Source organism: Xanthomonas rydalmerensis, assembly GCF_033170385.1.
GTDB classification, from domain to species: domain Bacteria; phylum Pseudomonadota; class Gammaproteobacteria; order Xanthomonadales; family Xanthomonadaceae; genus Xanthomonas_A; species Xanthomonas_A rydalmerensis.
The window spans coordinates 4258874-4277350 of the sequence record NZ_CP126170.1 but is presented as its reverse complement, the minus strand read 5'-3'; the positions used below and the strand labels follow the sequence as shown (position 1 = coordinate 4277350).

Sequence of the window (18477 nt, the reverse complement as noted above, 5' to 3'; positions counted from 1 at the left end):
GTTTTTCACTGCGGTCACCGCGGCGGATCAGGCCTTCGGCGCGGCGCTCTTGCTGGCCTTCTTGACCACGCGCTTGACCGCCTTCTTGGCGGTTTTCTTGGCCGGCGCGGCGGATTTGGCAGCGCCGCCGGCGATCAGGAAATCGTCGACCTTCTTGCCCTTGGCGACCAGATCGGCCAGCCAGCGCGGCTGCTTGCCGCGGCCGGTCCAGGTTTCGGCGGCATTGGCGGGATTGCGGTATTTCGGCGGAACCTTGCCCAGTTTGCGGCCCGGCTTCGGACCCGGCTTGCCGGCCTTGCGGCCACGTGCGGTGGGGGCGGCGCCACCGAAGACTTCCTCGATGCTGTAGCCGTGGCTCTTGGCCAGGCGGGTCAGCTGGGTGCGGACCTTGGCGATGGGGGGGCGCTTGGCGACGATGGACTGCTGCTTCTTGGCGGTCTTGATGAGCGCGCCCAATTGCTTGGCCGACAGGCCGCTGAGATCGATGGTCATCTTTACTCCGGAAAATGGGTGGTGGCCTTCCGCCATTCCCTGGCCAGCGCAGAATGATAATGATGTGTTATCGGTTTGACAAATATTCGGCTTATTCCCGGCAGGCATCTGCAAGCGGGATACCGCTGCACCATTTCCCGATCCGCTTATACGGGATGTATTCAATTGCAGCGATATCCGGAGAATTCGCTTGCGAGCGTGATGAGCGCGTAAAGAAAAAGGGCCGGGATAATCTCCCGGCCCCAGACATTACCCCTGCAATCGCGCCAGCAAGGCGGCGCGGTCCAGGTGTTCGGCATCGCCGCCGCTGCGCGCGCGATATTCGAACGTACCGGCGGCCAAACCCCGTTCCGAGACCACCACCCGGTGCGGAACGCCGATCAATTCGATATCGGCGAACATCGCGCCGGGGCGCAGGCCGCGGTCGTCCAGCACCGCATCGAGCCCGGCCTGCTGCAGTTCCGCCAGCAACGCCTCGCCGGCGGCGTCGACCGCCGGGTCGCGCTTGGGATTGATCACGCACACCGCCACCGTCCACGGCGCCATCGGCTGCGGCCAGCGGATGCCGGCGTCGTCGTGGTTCTGCTCGATCGCCGCGGCGACGATGCGGGAAATGCCGATGCCGTAGCAGCCCATCGCCAGCGTCACGGTCTTGCCGTGCTCGTCGACCACGGTGGCATCCAGCGCCTGCGCGTACTGGCGGCCGAGCTGGAATACATGGCCGACCTCGATGCCGCGGGCCAGGCGGATCTCGCCGCCGTCGTGGGCGCGCTCGCCCTCGACCACGTTGCGCAGGTCGGCCACGGCGTCCGGTTCCGGCAGGTCGCGGCCCCAGTTGACCCCGGCCAGGTGGAAGCCGCGTTCGTTGGCCCCGACCACGAAGTCGGCCAGCGCCGCGACGTCGCGGTCGGCGACCACGCGGATCGGCTGGCGCGGACCCAGCGGGCCGAGGAAGCCCGGCTCGCTGCCCAGATGCGCGAGGATCTCGGCCTCGTTGGCCATGCGGTAGCCGGCCAGGCCGGCGACCTTGCCCAGCTTGATCTCGTTGACCGTGTGGTCGCCGCGCACCAGCGCCAGCACGAAGCGCTCGCCGGCCATCACCGCCACCGACTTGACCGTGCGCTGCAGCGGGATGCCGAGCAGCTCGGCCACCGCCTCGCAGGTCTTCTGGGTGGGCGTGGCGACCTTGCGCAGCTCCTCGCTTGCCGCCGCGCGCGGCGCCGGTGCCGCGGCGACCGCGGCTTCGACGTTGGCCGCGTAGTCCGAGCCGGTGGAGAACGCCAGCGAATCCTCGCCGGACTCGGCCAGCACGTGGAATTCCTGCGAGGCGTCGCCGCCGATGTCGCCGGAATCGGCCTGCACCGCGCGGAACTGCAGCCCCAGGCGGGTGAAGATGCGGATGTAGGCCGCCTTCATGTTCTCGTATTCGCGCGCCAGGTCTTCATCGCTCAGGTGGAACGAGTAGGCGTCCTTCATCAGGAACTCGCGCGCGCGCATCACCCCGAAGCGCGGCCGGATCTCGTCGCGGAACTTGGTCTGGATCTGGTAGAAGTTGACCGGCAGCTGCTTGTAGCTGTTGAGTTCCTGGCGCGCGAAATCGGCGGCGGCCTCTTCGGCGGTCGGGCTGTAGCAGTAGTCCTGCTCCTTGCGGTCCTGCATGCGCAGCATCAGCCCGCCGAACTTGCTCCAGCGCCCGGTGGCATCCCACAGCTCGCGCGGCTGGATGGTCGGGAACAGCACTTCCACCGCGCCGGCGCGGTTCATTTCCTCGCGCACCACCGCTTCCACCTTGCGCAGCACGCGCAGGCCTAGCGGCGACCAGGTGTACAGGCCGGAGGCGAGCTTGCGGATCATGCCCGCACGCAGCATCAGCTGGTGGCTGACCAGTTCGGCGTCGGCCGGGGTTTCCTTGGTGGTGTGCAGGTGGAACTGGGAAAGGCGCATCGAGGGGCTTCGCAGACGGCGGGTCGCCCATTTTGCCAGTCATTGCCGGCGCTGCGGGCATTGCCCGCGGCCGGCGCCGCGCGTTCGGGTTACTTGGCGGGTGCGGCCGCCGGCGAGCAGTAGGCCTTGATCGCGGCCTCGGCCAGGGCCTTCTGCGCGCCGCGCTGGGATTCGTCCAGTTCCCCGTCCGGCTTGCCGTCGCCATCGCTGTCGGTGGTGATCTTGCCGGGCTTGTTGAGGATGTCCAGGTTCTTGCGCGCGGTCAGGCACTGGCCGTTCTCGGCCGGGGCCGCCTCGGGCGTCTCGGCCGGGGCGTCGCCGCGGGTGTCGACCTTGCGGACCTGGTACTTGCCGCCGGGGGGCGGGGTCTCGGCATAGTGGGTGACGCCCTGCGCGTCCTTCCATTGGTACAGGGTGGTGGCGCCGAGCATGCCGCTGACGGCGAGCAGGGGCAGGCAGCAAAACCGGGGCAGGGCGCGCATCGCGGTCTCCAGGGGCGCGGCGGGAGCGCCGATTGCAGCACCCGCCGACGGGCCTGGCAAGTCGATTAGACTGACGGGATGGACTCATCCCGACCGCCCCCCCGTTCGCGCACCATCTACCTGCTGCCGAACCTGTTCACCACCGCCGGCCTGTTCTCCGGTTTCTACGCCATCATCGCCGCCGCCAACGGCCAGTTCGTGCACGCCAGCGTGGCGGTGTTCGTGGCCGCGGTGATGGACGGGCTGGACGGGCGCGTGGCGCGGCTGACCGGCACCAGCAGCGAATTCGGCGTGCAGTACGACTCGCTTGCCGACCTGGTCAGCTTCGGCATGGCGCCGGCGCTGGTGATGTACCACTGGTCGCTGTCGGCGCTGAAGTTCGATGGCAGCATGCTGGGCCGGGTCGGCTGGTCGGCGGCGTTCCTGTACGCGGCCTGCGCCGCGCTGCGCCTGGCCCGCTTCAATACCCAGGTCGGCACGGTCGACAAGCGCTGGTTCGTGGGCCTGGCCAGCCCGGCCGCGGCCGGGCTGATGATGGCCTTCGTGTGGTCCTTCGCCGACGGCTCGCTGGGCTGGGACGGCGAACAGCTGCGTTACGTGGCGCTGGGCCTGACCGTGACCGCGGCGCTGCTGATGGTCAGCCGCATCCGCTTCTGGAGCTTCAAGGGCAGCGGCGAGAAGGGCCCGCGCACCGACCGGGTGCCGTTCCTGATGCTGGTGCTGGCGCCGATCGTGCTGGCGGTGCTGGTGATCGACCTGGCGCGGGCGCTGCTGGCGATCGGCGTGTTGTACGCGCTGTCCGGGCCCTGCCTGTGGCTGTGGCGGCGCTGGCGCAAGGTGCCGGACGCGACATGAGCGAGCACGCGTCCATGGATGCGCCGTTGTGGTCGGCCGAGCAGGTCGGCTGGCTGCAGGCGCTCGGCCACACCGTGTACGTGGATGCCGCGGCGGTGATCGAACCGGCGCCGACGCCGGAGGTGGAGCCCGTCGCGCCGGTACAGCGGTCGGCGCCTGGATCGGCGCCACCGCGGGGAGGCCGCGCCGTCGAGCTGCCGGCCGCCGAGTTGCCGGAACGGCGCCGCGCGTCGGCGCCGCCGCCACCGGCGGAAGCGCCGGACGCGGTGCGTGCGGCACCTGCGGCAGCGGCGCGTCGGGTCGGCCTGCGCCTGCCCGATCGCCTGCAGATCGCCTTGCTGCGCGCTTCCGGCCTCAATCCCAACGATCCGGCCACGCAGGCGCTGATGGCGACCTGGCCGCTGGACGAACTGCGCGGCAATGCGGCGGCCAAGCGCGCGCTGTGGCCGCAGCTGCGCGCGCTGCGCAAGCGGACGCCGCGATGAGCGCGCTCGGGTCGGCGCCTGCACCAGCGGCCACGCTGCGCGCCTTGCGCGAAACCGATCTGGATGCGGTGATGGAGATCGAGCGCCGCGCCTATCCCTTCCCCTGGACCCGCGGCATCTTCCGCGACTGCCTGCAGGCCGGTTACCCGGGCTGGGTGCTGGTGGAGGAGGGCACGATCGTCGGCTACGGGGTGATCAGCGTCGCTGCTGACGAGGCGCACATCCTCAACGTCTGCGTGGCGCCGGAGCGGCAGTCGCGCGGCTATGGCCGACTGCTGCTGCGCGCGCTGATCAAGTACGGCGTCGACCTCGGCGCGCGCCGGGTATTCCTGGAAGTGCGCCCATCCAATCCCAATGCGATCGCCCTGTACCACAGCGAAGGCTTCAACGAGATCGGCCGGCGCCCGCGCTACTACCCGGCCGCGAACGGCCGCGAGGACGCGCTGGTGATGGCGATCGAGCTGTTCTTCGACGGCATGTCCTGAGGCCTCTGCGCGTCCGCCACGGGCGACGTGCGGTTTCATTCGAGCGGTGCCGCCGCGTGTGTGCGGAAGGCATCGGCGCAAGCGGCCGGTGTGGGTGAGTGCTGGCCTGCGTCTGGCCGGTGCAATGTGCTGCGCTGCGTGCGCGTCGATCGGCGATGACCGACGTGTGCCGTTACCCGCCTGTTGTGGTTTTCCCGGCGTTTTTGCGCCGTCGCAGGCGAGCTCTGCAATGTCGCCTTCTGTCGGTGGGACAGCGTTGTTGTCCCGCAGCGATGGCACTGCGGCGCGCTGTTGCGCGCAGGCAATTCGTGCGACGCGGCTCCCATATCGTGCGGCTGGATCGTGGGTGTCTACATCGTCCCTTTACATACGCCGCGCGGTCCCTACAGTGCGCGCCTCTTCGGCGCCTGCCTCCCACGAAGGCATGACCCGCAGTTGTCCGAGGGGACAGCGACCGCGCAGGCGTCGCCGTGCATTCCGCTGCTGCGGAGCGCGCGCGCCTGCGTCCAAACCACGCATGCTCACGAGGTTTCCAGGATGACCACGCAGTCCCGCATCGCTCCATCGCCGCGCTCGCCGCTGCGCACCTTTGGCCTGGCCCTGTGCCTGGCCGGCATCGCCGGCGCCGCCCATGCCGACGCCAGCCTGGAGGTCGCCAGCACCGGCTGGGCGACGCAGAACGGCGGCACCAAGGGCGGCTCCAAGGCCGCCGCCGCCGATGTCTACAGCGTCAGCACCGCGGCGCAGCTGAAGGCCGCGCTGAAGGCCAGCGCCGGCAGCAACGGCCGCATCATCAAGGTCAACGGCATCATCGACATCAGCGAAGGCACGCCGTACAGCACCACCGCGGACATGAAGAGCCGCGCGCGCCTGGACGTGCCCACCAAGACCACGCTGATCGGCGTCGGCAGCAACGCCGAGATCCGCGAGGGCTATTTCTACGTCAAGGCCAACGACGTGATCGTGCGCAACCTGACCATCGAGAATCCGTGGGATCCGCAACCGGTGTGGGATCCGAACGACGGCAGCGCCGGCAACTGGAATTCCGAATACGACGGCATGACCATCGAGGGCGCCAGCAACGTGTGGGTGGACCATGTGACCTTCACCGACGGCCGCCGCACCGACGACCAGAACGGCACCGCCAACGGCCGACCCAAACAGCACCACGACGGCGCGCTGGACATCAAGAAGGGCGCCAACTACGTCACCGTGTCCTACTCGGCGTTCAAGTCGCACGAGAAGAACAACCTGATCGGCTCCAGCGACAGCGCCTCCAGCACCGACAGCGGCAAGCTCAAGGTGACCATCCACAACACCCTGTTCGAGAACATCTCCGCGCGCGCGCCGCGGGTGCGCTTCGGCCAGGTGCACCTCTACAACAATTACCACGTGGGCAGCACCAGCAACGCGGTGTATCCGTTCTCCTACGCGCACGGCGTGGGCAAGGAGTCGAAGATCTTCTCCGAGAACAACGTCTTCGACATCAGCGGCGTGAGCAGCTGCGACAAGATCGCGGCCGACTACGGCGGCAGCGTCTACCGCGACTTCGGCTCGCTGCTCAACGGCCAGGCGCTGACCTGTTCCTGGAACAACAACATCGGCTGGACCCCGCCGTACACCTATTCGCTGCTGCCGGCGAACAAGGTGGCGGCGGACGTCAAGGCCAAGGCCGGCGCCGGCAAACTCTGAGGGCGTCGCTGCGCCGCCGCCCGCAAGGCCGGGCGGCGGCGTGGAGAGGGGTGGGGGCATCGTGCCCGGCGGGCAGTGCGTGTTCTACAGCCAGCGACGCACGCGTCGGCAGTAATCGACATACGCGGCGCCGAAGCGCGCTTGCAACGCCGCTTCCTCGCGCGGAATCTGCACGCGATCGACGTACAGCAGGTAACTGGCCAGGGCCACGCCGGCGGCGGGATGGCCGAGCCACAGCAGCCACCCCAGCAACATCAGCGCGTGACCCACGTACATCGGGTTGCGCGAATGCCGATGCAGCCCGGACTGCACCAGCGCGCTGGCGCGGTGCGGCTGCAGCGGGTTCACCGTGGTGCCGGCGCGGCGGAAATGCCGTTTCGGTGCCACGTTGGCGATCACGCCAGCCACGATCAGCACCACGCCCAGCGCGCGTTGACCCGGCAGTAGCAAGGTCGGCGCGGGCCATGCCCGGGCCGCGACCCAGGCGCCTGCCGCACCGACCAGCACGAGTAACGGTGGCGGCACGCGCCAGCGCATGCGCATGCCGCCCTGCCTGGCTACAGCTTGGCGCGCTGCTCGCGCAGGCCGTCCAACTGCGCGCTCCAGTCGGCCAGGCGCTGGCGTTCCTGCTCGATCACCGCGGCCGGCACCTTGTCGGTGAACTTGCCCAGCTTGGCTTCGCTCTTGTCCTTCTCGGACGCGACGCGGGCGATCTCCTTGTCCAGGCGCAGGCGTTCGGCATCCAGGTCGACCAGGCCTTCCAGCGGCACCAGCAGTTTCAGTTCGCCGACGATCGCGGTGGCTGCGGCCGGCGCGGTCGCGCCGTCATCCAGCCACTGGATGGCCTCGAGCTTGAGCAGGAAGCGCAGTTGCGCGGCAAAGCGTTCGACCCGCGCGCGGTCCTGCGCCTGGCCGCCCTGCAGCAGCAGCGGCACCTGCCGCGACGGCGCCACCTGCAATTCGCTGCGCACGCGGCGCAGCGCCGACACCATCGCCTTCAGCCATTCCACGTCGGCCGCGGCGCCGTCGTAGCCGGTCACGTCCATCGCCGCCGCGTCCGGGTACGGCTGCAGCGAGATGGTCGGCGCGGCGATGCCCAGGCGCGGCGCCACCTGCTGCCACAGTTCCTCGGTGACGAACGGGGTCAGTGGATGCAGCAGGCGCAGCAGGGTTTCCAGCACATGCAGCAGGGTATGGCGGGTACTGTCGGCGGCCGCCGCGTCGTCGCCGTTCAGCGCCGGCTTGGTCAGTTCCAGGAACCAGTCGCAGAACTCGTTCCAGGCGAATTCGTACAGGCACTGCGCGAGCAGGTCGAAGCGGTATGCGGCGAACTGCGCCTGTGCCTCGGCAGTGACCGCCTGCAGGCGCAGCAGGATCCACTTCTCGGCATCGGTCACCGGCTGTTGCGTGGCTGAACCGGCATTCAAAGCGGTGTCCGCGTGGTTCGCCATCTGGGCGCGTGGCGACGCGTTCGTGATTGTCGCCGCGTCCGCATCTTCCTGGCGCGTGTTCATCAGCACGAAGCGGCTGGCATTCCACAGCTTGTTGCAGAAATTCTTGTAGCCCTCGGCGCGGCCCAGGTCGAACTTGATGTCGCGGCCGTGGCCGGCCAGCGCGGCGATGGTGAAGCGCAGCGCATCGGCGCCGTGGGCGATGATGCCCTCGGGGAATTCCTTGCGCGTGGCCTTCTCGATCTTCTCGGCCATGCGCGGCTGCATCAGCCCGGTGGTGCGCTTGGCGACCAGGTCCTCGATGCTGATGCCGTCGATGATGTCCAGCGGATCGAGCACGTTGCCCTTGGACTTGGACATCTTCTGCCCGTCCTTGTCGCGGATCAGGCCGGTGATGTAGACGTCGCGGAACGGCACCTTCCCGGTGAAGCTGTCGGTGGCCATGATCATGCGCGCCACCCAGAAGAAGATGATGTCGAAGCCGGTGACCAGCACGCTCGACGGCAGGTAGCGGTCGAAGCCGCGCTCGGCCATCGCCTGCGGCTCCGGCCAGCCCATGGTCGCGAACGGCCACAGCTGCGAGGAGAACCAGGTCTCCAGCACGTCGCTGTCCTGGTGCAGGGCGACGTCGGCGCCGAGGCCAGCCTTGGCGCGCGCATCGGCCTCATCGCGGCCGACGTAGCAGTTGCCGGCGTCGTCGAACCAGGCCGGAATGCGATGGCCCCACCACAGCTGGCGGCTGATGCACCAGTCCTGGATGTTCTCCATCCAGTGGCGATAGGTGTTGATCCAGTTCGGCGGCACGAACTGGATCTGCCCGGACTCGACCAGCTCCAGGCCGCGCTTGGCCAGCGCGTCCATCTTCACGAACCACTGGTCGGTCAGGTACGGCTCGATCACCTGGCCGGTACGGTCGCCGCGCGGCACCTGCAGTTTGTGCGGCTTGGTCTCGACCAGGATGCCGAGGTCTTCGAGGTCGGCCAGCACCGCCTTGCGCGCATCGTAGCGGTCCAGGCCGCGGTACTTGTCGGGAATGGCCTCCAATCCGTGAGCGTCCCTGACGCCCAATGCAAAAGGAGCGGTGCGATCGGAACTCGGAATGACGTGCTGACCAGAGCCGCCAATAATTTTGGCATCCGGGGTCAGGATGTTGATCATCGGCAACCCATGCCGCACGCCGACCTGGTAGTCGTTGAAGTCGTGCGCCGGGGTCACCTTGACCACGCCGGTGCCGAACGCGCGGTCGACGTAATCGTCGCCGATCACCGGCACGCGGCGGCCGGTCAGCGGCAGCGTCACCGTCTTGCCGATCAGGTGCGCGTAGCGCGCATCTTCCGGATGCACCATCACCGCGGTATCGCCGAGCAGCGTCTCCGGGCGGGTGGTGGCGACCACCAGGTAGTCGCGGGTTTCGCGCAGGGTCTCGTTGCCGTCGGCGTCGTGCTCGACGTGCTCGTAGCTGGCGCCATCTTCCAGTTTGTAGGCGATCGACCACAGGAAGCCGTCTTCCTCCACGTTCTCCACTTCCAGGTCGGAGATCGCGGTCTTCAGCACCGGGTCCCAGTTGACCAGGCGCTGGCCGCGGTAGATCAGGCCCTGTTCGTGCCAGCGCACGAAGGCCTCGATCACCGCCGCCGACGGCTGCGGATCCATGGTGAAGGTGCTGCGCGACCAGTCGGCCGAGGTGCCGAGGCGGCGCATCTGCCGCTCGATGGTGTCGCCGGAGTGCTGCTTCCACTCCCAGACCTTGGCGATGAAGCCGTCGCGGCCCAGAGAATCGCGGGTCTCGCCCTTGCCTTCCAGGGTCAGGTTGCGCGACACCACCATCTCGGTGGCGATGCCGGCGTGGTCGCTGCCGACCTGCCACAGCGTGTCGAAGCCGCGCATGCGGTGGTAGCGCACCAGCGCATCCATCAGCGTCTGCTGGAAGGCGTGGCCCATGTGCAGCGTGCCGGTCACGTTCGGCGGCGGTAGCAGCACGGTATACGGTTCGCCCTTCCCGGACGGCGCGAAGTAACCGGACGCTTCCCATTGCGCGTACAGGCGCGATTCGAAGGACTTGGGATCGTAGCTGGAGGCGAGGGTGGTCATGGGGAAGCCGGGATTGGGGAGTCGTGATTCGGGATTCGTTGCCGTGCGGTGCCGATGATGGGGCGGAGCAGGGACCCATCCCGAATCCCCAATCCCCAATCCCGGCTCCTCACATATCGTGCTTGCTGACCGCGTAGCCCTGGGCCTTGTACTGCTTCCAGCGCTCGCGCAGCGGTTCGCGCGCGGACGGGTCGGCCGGGACCACTTCCAGCACGCGCTCGCAGGCGCCTAGGTAGGGCGCATCGCGCAGGTTGATCACCAGCGGCCGCTCCGGTGCGTCGACGCCGGGCGGGACGATCAGCACCTGCGCCTCTTCTTCGTCGGCATCGGCATCGGCGATCTGGTGCGGGATGTAGGCGTCGGCATCGAACGCCCACAACAACTCGTCCAGTTCCTCGGCCTGGGCCATGTCGCGCGCCAGCACCAGCGTCCACAGGTTGGCGTCGTTGGCCTTGCGCGCCAGCTCGCACACCAGTCGCAACGGTTCGTTGAGGAACCGCGGCTTGGCGATCAGATAGAAGTCGGCGCGCATCAGGGCTGGGATTCGTTATTGGGGATTGGGGATTGGCAACGGCGGAGTGCGCTTACCTGGCGACGTTGTGCAGCGAACACGCCGCCAGTCGCTTGGCGAATCCCCAATCCCGACTCCCCAATCACGCCGCGCCGCCTGCGGCGCGGTCGAGCAACCACTGCGACAGCAACCCCACCGGGCGGCCGGTGGCCATGCCGCGCTTGCCTTCGTCGCTGGCCACGCCGGCGATGTCCAGGTGCGCCCAGCGCTGGCCTTCGGTGAAGCGCGACAGGAAGCAGCCGGCGGTGATCGCGCCGGCCCAGCGGCCGCCGATGTTGTAGACGTCGGCGAAGCTGGAATCCAGCAGGCCCTGGTACTCGTCCCACAGCGGCAGGCGCCAGGCGCGGTCGAACACGTGCTCGCCGGCGGCCAGCAGTTCGGCGGCCAGGTCGTCGTGCTTGCTCATCAGCCCGGCGGTCTGGTGGCCGAGGGCGACCATGCAGGCGCCGGTGAGGGTGGCCACGTCGATCAGCGCCGCAGGCTTGAAGCGTTCGGCGTAGGTCAGCGCGTCGCACAGGATCAGGCGGCCTTCGGCGTCGGTGTTGCCGACCTCGATGGTCTTGCCGGACATGCTGGTGATCACGTCCGACGGGCGGTAGGCGTTGCCGTCGATCGCGTTCTCCACCGCCGGCACCACCACCACCAGGTTCAGAGGCAGGCGCGCGGTCGCGGCGGCGACGAAGGTGCCGATGACGTTGGCGCCACCGCACATGTCGTACTTCATCTCCTCGATGCCGCCCTGGGTCTTCAGGTTGACGCCGCCGGTGTCGAAGGTGATGCCCTTGCCGACCAGCACGTAGGGCTGGGCGTCGCCGCCACCGTTCCACTTCAGCACCAGCAGCCGTGGGCGGTTGGCCGAGCCGCGCGCCACCGCCAGCAGCGAGCCCATGCCCAGTTCCTGCATCTGCGTCTCGTCGAGGATCTCGGCCTCGGCGCCCTCCACGCCCTGGGCGAAGGCGGCCGCGGTCTCGGCCAGGTAGGCCGGGGTGCACAGGTTCGGCGGCAGGTTGCCGAGTTCGCGGGCGAACGTCACGCCGGCGGCGATCGCTTCGCCCTGGGCCAGCGCGGTGGCGTCGTTGCCGTGCACGGCCAGGCGGGCGAGGCCGCTGTCGTCGGGCTTCTTCTTGCCGAGGGTGGCGGTGTAGCGGTAGCAGGCGTGGTCGCTGGCGATCACCGCCTGGCGGATCGCCCAGGCCTGGTCGCGGCCCTTCACCTCCAGCTCGCTCAGGGTCAGCAGCGCGCTGCCCGCCGGCCCGCTCTTGAGGGCGCGCGCGGCGTCGCCGACCGCCTTCAGGTACTGCGGCACGCCGAACTTGGCGGCGTCGCCCAGGCCCACCGCCAGCACCCGCGGCGCCTTCACGCCGGGCAGGTCGTGGAGCAGGGCGGTGGCGCCGGTCTTGCCGCTGACGTCGCCGCGCTCGGCCAGGGCGGTCAGGCGTCCGCCGCTGGCCGCGTCCAGGGCCTGGGCGGCCGGGGACAGGCGCTTGTCGGCGAACACGCCGACGACGATGCAGTCGAACGCCGCGGTAGCCGGGGCGTCGTGGTTCAGGGTGAATTCCAGGGCCATTGATCAGATTCCGTTGGCAAATCCGTACAATCGCGGACTCTTTACCCCCAGTCGGATAGGCTGGGGCAGCCGCGAACGAATCCGAGAGTTTAAATCAACCCACCCCCATGCCGAAGCTCGATCGATACCTGCTGCGCGATTTCGTCCAGAGCTTCTCTGCCACCCTGATCGTGCTGCTGGTGGTCAGCGTCGGTGGTGTGCTGGTGGACATCCTGGGCAACATCGCCGATGGCCGCATCCCGGCCAAGTTGTTGTTTTCACAGCTGGGCCTGCAGTTCGTGGTGTACCTGCCGCTGATCCTGCCGCTGGCGCTGATGCTGGGCCTGCTGCTGGCGCTCGCGCGCCTGTACCGCGACTCGGAAATGGCCGTGATCACCGCCATCGGCGTCGGTCCGCGGCGCCTGCTGCGGCCGATCCTGATGCTGGTGATCCCGGTGGTGACCCTGGTCGGCATGTGCTCGCTGTGGCTGGGCCCCTGGGCCGACCGCACCTCCGACCGGCTGATCGACGAGGCCAACCACAGCCTGCTGATGGCCGGGCTGGAGGCGGGGCGCTTCACCCCGCTGTCCGATGGCGGCATCGTCTACATCAGCACCCTGTCCGGGGACGGCACCAAGCTCAGCAAGGTGTTCATGCAGCGCCAGAAGGACGGCCGCCTGGACGTGGTCACCGCGCAGCGCGGCGCCATGTTCTTCGAGGGCAAGGCCGACCGCTACCTGCGCCTGGAGGATGGCTACCGGGTCGAGGGCCCGCTGGCCGGCGACGGACTGGACTACCGGATGATGCGGTTCGTCAGCAACGACGTGGCGCTGCCCGACCGCAACGCCGCGCGCAAGGACGATGACCCCGAACTGCTGCCCACCGGCAAGCTGATCGGCGATCCGCGCCCGCAGGCCAATGCGCAGCTGCACGCGCGCTTGGCACCGCCGTTGCTGGCGCTGGCCTTCGCCCTGCTGACCCTGCCGCTGTCGCGCAGTTCGCCGCGGCAGCAGCGCTACGGCCGGATCATGCTGGCGTTCCTGGCCTACCTGGTCGGCACCAACCTGATGTTCCTCGGCACCCAGTGGCTGAGCACCGAGAAGCTGCCGCGTGCGCTCGGCCTGTGGTGGCTGACGCTGCCGTTGCTGGCGCTGGCGGTGTGGATGTACCTGCGCGATGGCCGGCTGTCGCGGCCGCGGAGGCAGCCGGCATGAGGCTGCGTCCGAACCTGCACGATGTGTACGTGGGCCGCGCCGTGCTCGGCACGGTGCTGCTGACCTGGGCGGTGCTGCTGGGCCTGGACGTGATCATGGCCCTGTCCAACGAGTTCAAGGTCATCGGCACCGGCAGCTACAGCCTGGGCCATGCCGCCGCGTTCGTGGCCTACACGGTGCCGCGCCGCGCCTACACCCTGTTCCCGACCGGCGCGGTGATCGGCGTGCTGATGGGCCTGGGCCAGCTCGCCGCCACCTCCGAACTGACCGCGCTGCGCGCGCTGGGCCTGTCGCGGCGCCGGCTGAGCCTGGCCGCGGCCTCGACCATGGCGGTGCTGACCGTGGCCATGGTGTTCAACGGCGAGACCCTGGCGCCGTGGGCGCAGAACCAGGCCGACGCGATCAAGGCCAACGCCAAGTACAACGGCGACATGAGCATGGCCCGCTATTCCGGGCTGTGGGCGCGCGAGGGCAACACCTTCCTCAATGCGCAGGCCGGCGAAGAGCACCTGGAGGACGATGGCGGCACCTGGCTGGAGCTGCGCGACGTGCGCCTGTACACGCTGGACGAGAGCGGCCGGCTGGCCTCGCTGACCCACGCCGCCATCGCCGAGCACCGTCACAGCAGTTGGACCCTCAAGCAGGCCTACCGCGACACCTTCGCCGAGCGCTCGGTGCAGCGCGAGAAGTTCGACAGCCTGCCGTGGCAATCGCGCCTGGATGCGGCGGCACTGGCCTCGGGCCTGGCCAAGCCGCGCAACCTGTCGGCGCGCGACCTGCACACCAGCATCGAATACCGCCGCCGCAACGGCCTGGACGCGCGCGACTACGAGGACCAGTACTGGAGCCGTTGGTTCTATCCGCTCAACGTGCTGGCGCTGTGCTTCGCCGCGATCCCGTTCGCGTTCGGCGCGCTGCGCAGCGGCGGCATGGGCAAGCGCCTGTTCCTGGGCATCCTGTTCGCGCTGGTGTTCTGGCTCCTGCAGCTGTTCTTCGGACGCATGGCCGGCGCCCTGAAGTTCGACTACCGCATCGCCTACGCCTTGCCGCCCTTGGTGATGTTGACCGTGTCCTGGTTGCTGTTCCGCAAACGCAGCAGTTAGTGCATGTCGTCCATGCGGCTCCGGGCACTGCCGAGCCTGGAGTTCCACAGCCGTTTGGGGCCTGCATCGGCGTTGGTCGTCGACGTCGGGCGCCCTTTACCCCGTCTGCCTGATGCGGCAATAATCGTGCGCGTTCTGCAGGGGTGGCAGTGCCTGTGTGCCCCATCATTGGCGGTCTTTCGAGCGGCGTTGTCCGTCGGCTCGATGAAGGCTGAAATCGTGTAATTGCCACCTGGAAGGGTTTTCGATGCATCCCACTGCAATGAGCAATGGCCAGCGTTTTTTTGACGCTTACTCCGAGCCATTCAAGAGTCAATCGAGCGTCAAGGTCGTCGAGATCGGATCCAGGAATTTCAACGGCACCTTGCGCCAGGTCACGCCGGAGCAGTTCGAGTACATCGGTGTGGATTTTGCCAGTGGCGATGGCGTCGATGTCGTGCTGGATTCGCCGTATTCGCTTCCGTTCGACGATGCCTCCATCGACATGGTGCTGTCGAGCAGTTGCCTCGAACATTCGGAAATGTTCTGGGTCGTGTTCCTGGAGATCCTGCGAGTCCTCAAGCCGGGTGGGCTGTGCTACCTGAATACGCCGTCGAACGGCGATTTCCATCGATATCCGGTCGATTGCTGGCGATTCTATCCGGATGCCGGTCAGGCGTTGGTCACTTGGGCGAAGTGGAACAAGATCGATGCGGTGCTGCTCGAGTCCTACGTCAGCAATCAGTATCTGGACCAATGGAACGACTGCGTCACCGTCTTCCTGAAGGACGCGCAGCATCTCGAGCGCTACCCGACCCGGATCCTGGACACGTTCCAGGATTTCCGCAACGGCACGAAGCATGGCGTCGACGGATTCTTGAATCTCAGCGACTCGCCCGAGGACAGGGTCAGGTTGGCGGTCATCGAGCGGGTCGTGACCGGACAAACCAAGGTTTAGCCAACCGTCGCGCTGGTCACCGCATTGGCGCAGGCGCGGCATGCCGGGTTCTCTCGGTCGGGTCATGCGCCATGGCGGCGTTGTGCAACGCCGCGTGCGTCTTCGGGCGCGCCGCTGCGGCACTGACGGGTATAAGTTGTCGGCGCACCGCCGCGCGCCGGCGCAGTGCGGTCAGGATTTCGTTTTGGGCTGACGCGTCAGCCGTGTGCCGCTGATGCGGTCATGTCGCGCCACAGAGATCACGACGCGGCAGGCGCATTTGGCGCGCCCATGTGCTGGGATCAGGGTTTGGCTTTCGGCAGTCGTGTCAGAGTGGTGCCGCTGGCTCTGTCATGCCACGTCAATCGCTCCCGATCGACCAGCGCCCACCAGAACCCCAGCCCGCCCAGCAGCAACGACACGGTGCCGACCAGATAGCGGCGCCACAGCGCGCCCCAGCTCGGTGTGGTGCCGTCGGCGCCGTGCAGGCGCAGCCGCCACGGGCGCATGCCCAGGGTCTGGCCGCCGCGACGCCAGCTCAGCGTCGCGTACAAGCCGGCCACCACCCAGCAGCACAGCCACAGCAGCCACTGCAGGGTGCTGAACGGCGCGATGTTCTCGCGCGGCGCATGGCCCTCCAGCGCGTAGCCGAGCGTAAACAGCGCCGAGATCACGAACCACAGCGCCAGCACCGGCCAGGCGTCGTAGAACAGTGCCAGCAGCCGCCACAGCAGCAGCGCGCGTGGATGGGGGGCGGAAGCGGGAGGCGATGCGCTCATCGGCACAGCTTAGAGCCAGTCGCGCGCGTTGCGGTGGACCGTGCACATCGCAGCGGTGCTGCTGGCGCACGCCATCCCGGTGCGCTGCCCGGCCACGTCGACCTTGCACACCCAGGCAAAGTGGCTAGGCTTTTCCCAGTCCCAGTCCCAGTCCCAGTCCCAGTCCCAGTCCCAGTCCCAGTCCCAGTCTCCAGTCCCCAATCCCCAATCCCCAATCCCCAATCCCCAATCCCCAATCCCCAATCCCGCCCGCATGCCCTCCCTGCATTCCCCCGCCGAACGCCGTCAGCAGACGCAATGGCTCGCGCCGCTGCGCGAGGCCGATGCGGTGGCGATCCAGCAGTTCCTGGATGCGGCCTGGGCCGAGCAGGGGCTGGCGCGGCAGAGCCTGGACAGCTACCGCCGCGACCTGGAGGGCTTCGCGCGCTGGCGCGACGGCGCCGGTGGCGGCCTGGCCGGTGCCGATCGGCAGGCGCTGTTCGACTATCTGGCCTGGCGCACCGAGTTGGGTTATTCGCCGCGCAGCAATGCGCGCTGGCTGTCGTCGCTGCGCGCGTTCTTCGCGCTGCGCGTGCGCCGCGGCGAGCGCGGCGACGATCCGACCGCGCTGCTGGAGCCGCCGCGGCTGCCGCGTTCGCTGCCCAAGGCGCTGGCCGAGAGCCAGATCGATGCGCTGCTGGCGGCGCCGGACGCGACCGCGCCGGCCGGGCTGCGCGACCGCGCCATGCTCGAGCTGATGTACGCCGCCGGCCTGCGCGTCAGCGAGTTGGTGAACCTGCCGGCCAATGCGGTGAACCTGCGCCAGGGCGTGCTGCGGGTCACCGGCAAGGGCAGCAAGGAGCGGCTGGTGCCGCTGGGCGAGGAATCGCAGCACTGGCTGCAGCGCTACCTGGACAGCGCGCGCCCGGCGCTGGCGGCCGGGCAGCCGGTGCCGGCCAGCGACGGCGTGGTGCCGCTGTTCATCGACGCCGCGCGGCGCGCGCTGACCCGCCAGCAGTTCTGGGTGCTGGTCAAGCGTTATGCCGCGGTGGCCGGGATCGATCCGGCGCGGATCAGCCCGCATGGCCTGCGCCACAGCTTCGCCACGCATCTGCTCAACCGTGGCGCCGACCTGCGCGCGCTGCAGATGCTGCTCGGCCATAGTTCGCTGTCCACCACCCAGATCTACACCCTGGTCGCGCGCGAACACCTGCAGAGCCTGCACCGCAAGCATCATCCGCGCGGTTGAGCGCCGCCCCAGCGCGTGCGCTGGCCGCTCAGCCTGTCTACATGGACCGTGCCGGGGGGTGTGCGACAATCGGGCGATTCGCAGCCCTCATGGATCGCCAATGCTCCGTTTTGCTTTTTGCGCGCTGTTGGGCGCGGCTTCGCTCTCCGCCTGCGCACAGTCCACCACGCCTCCCGCCGGCGCGGCCGCCTCGGCCAAGTCCGCACCCGCCGCCAGCGGCGCGCCGGGAGAGCAGCGCGTGCGTTCGGCGCTGTTGCAGCTGGATCCCAACTTCAAGCCCGACTACATCGGCGCCGCGCCGTTCCCGGGCTTCCGCGAAGTGGTGGTCGGTGGGCAGGTGCTGTACGTGTCCGACGACGGCCGCTATCTGTTCCAGGCGCAGCCGTTCGACATCCAGGAAAAGCAGCTCACCTCCAGCGAGGGCCTGCTGAGCTATCGCCGCAAGCTGCTGGAGTCGGCGCCGCGTGCCGATCGCATCGTCTTCGCCCCGGCCAATCCCAAGTACACCATCAGCGTGTTCACCGACATCGAATGCGGCTACTGCCGCAAGCTGCACAGCGAGATCGGCGAGCTCAACAAGCAGGGCATCGCCGTGGAATACCTGGCGTTCCCGCGCATGGGCCTGGGCAGCCAGGACTACAAGGACATGGTCGCGGTGTGGTGCGCGGCGGACAAGAAGCAGGCGCTGACCGAAGCCAAGAGCAGCGGCAAGGTGCCGGGCGCGACCAACTGCAAGAACCCGGTGACCATGCAGTACAACCTGGGCCAGCGCCTGGGCGTCAACGGCACCCCGGCGATCTTCGCCCCGGACGGCACCCAGATCGGCGGCTACCTGCCCCCGGCCAAGATGCGCGAAGCGCTGGACAAGCGCGCGGCGGAAGCGGCGAAGGCTGGCGGAAGCCGTTAAGGGCCGCGCACGGGGATTCGGCATTCGGGATTGGGGATTCGCTGGAGCGCTGCTGCGGCGAACTCCAACGCGTGGTCGTCCCGCATCCCGAGCCGGGAGCCTGAATCTCTAAGCCCGCTGCGATCAGGACGCCTTCGGTGCGTCCCTAGCGAGCGTGCCCGCGCGGGGCGCTGCCATTCCGCTCCCGTTGCCGCAACCCCGCCACGGACAGGCCATCTTCATGGCGTTGCCTGATG

The 18477-nt window shown here is 68.5% G+C and carries 18 protein-coding genes; 9 read left to right on the top strand and 9 right to left on the bottom strand.

Annotated features, from left to right (window positions below):
* Positions 1–27 precede the first annotated feature (27 nt).
* The 3 genes from QN245_RS18110 to QN245_RS18100 all read right to left on the bottom strand — a co-directional run bounded on the left by QN245_RS18110 (position 28) and on the right by QN245_RS18100 (position 2918).
* A complete protein-coding gene (locus QN245_RS18110; RefSeq protein WP_317843817.1) occupies positions 28–492 on the bottom strand; it encodes an H-NS histone family protein in 465 nt (154 codons plus the stop codon).
* Between the two features lie 249 nt (positions 493–741).
* Entirely contained in the window at positions 742–2436 is a 1695-nt protein-coding gene (locus QN245_RS18105) for a proline--tRNA ligase (RefSeq protein WP_160968921.1), read from the bottom strand.
* Positions 2437–2525: 89 nt separating this feature from the next.
* A complete protein-coding gene (locus QN245_RS18100; protein WP_160968923.1) occupies positions 2526–2918 on the bottom strand; it encodes a DUF4124 domain-containing protein in 393 nt (130 codons plus the stop codon).
* 78 nt (positions 2919–2996) lie between these two features.
* On the opposite strand from QN245_RS18100, the gene pssA reads away from it, so the two are divergent.
* From pssA to QN245_RS18080, 4 genes are all read left to right on the top strand, one after another.
* Positions 2997–3773, top strand: a complete 777-nt coding sequence (gene pssA, locus QN245_RS18095) for a CDP-diacylglycerol--serine O-phosphatidyltransferase (RefSeq protein ID WP_048491588.1) — start codon at positions 2997–2999, stop codon at positions 3771–3773.
* A 14-nt stretch (positions 3774–3787) separates the two neighbouring features.
* Complete coding sequence (locus tag QN245_RS18090; protein ID WP_184645200.1) at positions 3788–4258, top strand: alanine acetyltransferase; 471 nt, start codon at positions 3788–3790, stop codon at positions 4256–4258.
* Positions 4255–4743: a ribosomal protein S18-alanine N-acetyltransferase gene (gene rimI / locus QN245_RS18085; protein WP_160968927.1), complete on the top strand. Its 489-nt coding sequence runs from the start codon at positions 4255–4257 to the stop codon at positions 4741–4743. Before QN245_RS18090 ends, rimI begins: the two co-directional genes overlap by 4 nt.
* A gap of 537 nt (positions 4744–5280) precedes the next feature.
* On the top strand, positions 5281–6435 hold the full coding sequence (locus QN245_RS18080; RefSeq protein ID WP_184448425.1) for a pectate lyase family protein: 1155 nt from the start codon (positions 5281–5283) through the stop codon (positions 6433–6435).
* Positions 6436–6519: 84 nt separating this feature from the next.
* Here QN245_RS18080 and QN245_RS18075 read toward each other — a convergent pair whose 3' ends face one another.
* The 4 genes from QN245_RS18075 to QN245_RS18060 all read right to left on the bottom strand — a co-directional run bounded on the left by QN245_RS18075 (position 6520) and on the right by QN245_RS18060 (position 12115).
* Complete coding sequence (locus tag QN245_RS18075; RefSeq protein WP_237475394.1) at positions 6520–6978, bottom strand: methyltransferase family protein; 459 nt, start codon at positions 6976–6978, stop codon at positions 6520–6522.
* Positions 6979–6992: 14 nt separating this feature from the next.
* Complete coding sequence (locus QN245_RS18070; protein WP_317843816.1) at positions 6993–9977, bottom strand: valine--tRNA ligase; 2985 nt, start codon at positions 9975–9977, stop codon at positions 6993–6995.
* 109 nt (positions 9978–10086) lie between these two features.
* Positions 10087–10512: a DNA polymerase III subunit chi gene (locus QN245_RS18065; protein ID WP_160968945.1), complete on the bottom strand. Its 426-nt coding sequence runs from the start codon at positions 10510–10512 to the stop codon at positions 10087–10089.
* Positions 10513–10630: 118 nt separating this feature from the next.
* Positions 10631–12115 carry a leucyl aminopeptidase gene (locus QN245_RS18060; RefSeq protein ID WP_317843815.1) on the bottom strand — a complete coding sequence of 495 codons (1485 nt, stop codon included), beginning with the start codon at positions 12113–12115 and terminating at the stop codon, positions 10631–10633.
* Between the two features lie 107 nt (positions 12116–12222).
* Between QN245_RS18060 and lptF the strand changes: the two genes are divergently transcribed.
* The 3 genes from lptF to QN245_RS18045 all read left to right on the top strand — a co-directional run bounded on the left by lptF (position 12223) and on the right by QN245_RS18045 (position 15348).
* A complete protein-coding gene (gene lptF, locus QN245_RS18055; protein WP_160968935.1) occupies positions 12223–13308 on the top strand; it encodes an LPS export ABC transporter permease LptF in 1086 nt (361 codons plus the stop codon).
* On the top strand, positions 13305–14411 hold the full coding sequence (gene lptG / locus QN245_RS18050; RefSeq protein WP_160968937.1) for an LPS export ABC transporter permease LptG: 1107 nt from the start codon (positions 13305–13307) through the stop codon (positions 14409–14411). The genes lptF and lptG overlap by 4 nt, the downstream gene beginning before the upstream one ends.
* 262 nt (positions 14412–14673) lie before the next feature.
* Entirely contained in the window at positions 14674–15348 is a 675-nt protein-coding gene (locus QN245_RS18045) for a methyltransferase domain-containing protein (RefSeq protein ID WP_221236415.1), read from the top strand.
* Between the two features lie 281 nt (positions 15349–15629).
* On the opposite strand, the gene QN245_RS18040 is transcribed toward QN245_RS18045, so the two are convergent.
* Entirely contained in the window at positions 15630–16106 is a 477-nt protein-coding gene (locus QN245_RS18040) for an RDD family protein (RefSeq protein WP_184448420.1), read from the bottom strand.
* A 9-nt stretch (positions 16107–16115) separates the two neighbouring features.
* Positions 16116–16361 carry a hypothetical protein gene (locus QN245_RS18035; RefSeq protein ID WP_317843814.1) on the bottom strand — a complete coding sequence of 82 codons (246 nt, stop codon included), beginning with the start codon at positions 16359–16361 and terminating at the stop codon, positions 16116–16118.
* Here QN245_RS18035 and xerD point away from each other — a divergent pair.
* Both xerD and QN245_RS18025 read left to right on the top strand, forming a co-directional pair.
* Positions 16360–17334, top strand: coding sequence for a site-specific tyrosine recombinase XerD (gene xerD, locus QN245_RS18030; RefSeq protein WP_184448418.1), 975 nt, complete (start codon positions 16360–16362; stop codon positions 17332–17334). The genes QN245_RS18035 and xerD overlap by 2 nt on opposite strands.
* A 100-nt stretch (positions 17335–17434) precedes the next feature.
* On the top strand, positions 17435–18241 hold the full coding sequence (locus tag QN245_RS18025) for a DsbC family protein (RefSeq protein ID WP_160970262.1): 807 nt from the start codon (positions 17435–17437) through the stop codon (positions 18239–18241).
* The last annotated feature ends 236 nt before the right edge of the window (positions 18242–18477 follow it).

Bases quoted from the DNA above. Each gene is read 5' to 3' on its own strand.
- QN245_RS18110 (WP_317843817.1), bottom strand. From the start codon at position 492: ATGACCATCGATCTCAGCGGCCTGTCGGCCAAGCAATTGGGCGCGCTC.
- QN245_RS18105 (WP_160968921.1), bottom strand. From the start codon at position 2,436: ATGCGCCTTTCCCAGTTCCACCTGCACACCACCAAGGAAACCCCGGCC.
- QN245_RS18100 (WP_160968923.1), bottom strand. From the start codon at position 2,918: ATGCGCGCCCTGCCCCGGTTTTGCTGCCTGCCCCTGCTCGCCGTCAGC.
- pssA (WP_048491588.1), top strand. From the start codon at position 2,997: ATGGACTCATCCCGACCGCCCCCCCGTTCGCGCACCATCTACCTGCTG.
- QN245_RS18090 (WP_184645200.1), top strand. From the start codon at position 3,788: ATGGATGCGCCGTTGTGGTCGGCCGAGCAGGTCGGCTGGCTGCAGGCG.
- rimI (WP_160968927.1), top strand. From the start codon at position 4,255: ATGAGCGCGCTCGGGTCGGCGCCTGCACCAGCGGCCACGCTGCGCGCC.
- QN245_RS18080 (WP_184448425.1), top strand. From the start codon at position 5,281: ATGACCACGCAGTCCCGCATCGCTCCATCGCCGCGCTCGCCGCTGCGC.
- QN245_RS18075 (WP_237475394.1), bottom strand. From the start codon at position 6,978: ATGCGCATGCGCTGGCGCGTGCCGCCACCGTTACTCGTGCTGGTCGGT.
- QN245_RS18070 (WP_317843816.1), bottom strand. From the start codon at position 9,977: ATGACCACCCTCGCCTCCAGCTACGATCCCAAGTCCTTCGAATCGCGC.
- QN245_RS18060 (WP_317843815.1), bottom strand. From the start codon at position 12,115: ATGGCCCTGGAATTCACCCTGAACCACGACGCCCCGGCTACCGCGGCG.
- lptF (WP_160968935.1), top strand. From the start codon at position 12,223: ATGCCGAAGCTCGATCGATACCTGCTGCGCGATTTCGTCCAGAGCTTC.
- lptG (WP_160968937.1), top strand. From the start codon at position 13,305: ATGAGGCTGCGTCCGAACCTGCACGATGTGTACGTGGGCCGCGCCGTG.
- QN245_RS18045 (WP_221236415.1), top strand. From the start codon at position 14,674: ATGAGCAATGGCCAGCGTTTTTTTGACGCTTACTCCGAGCCATTCAAG.
- QN245_RS18040 (WP_184448420.1), bottom strand. From the start codon at position 16,106: ATGAGCGCATCGCCTCCCGCTTCCGCCCCCCATCCACGCGCGCTGCTG.
- xerD (WP_184448418.1), top strand. From the start codon at position 16,360: ATGCCCTCCCTGCATTCCCCCGCCGAACGCCGTCAGCAGACGCAATGG.
- QN245_RS18035 (WP_317843814.1), bottom strand. From the start codon at position 16,361: ATGCGGGCGGGATTGGGGATTGGGGATTGGGGATTGGGGATTGGGGAT.
- QN245_RS18025 (WP_160970262.1), top strand. From the start codon at position 17,435: ATGCTCCGTTTTGCTTTTTGCGCGCTGTTGGGCGCGGCTTCGCTCTCC.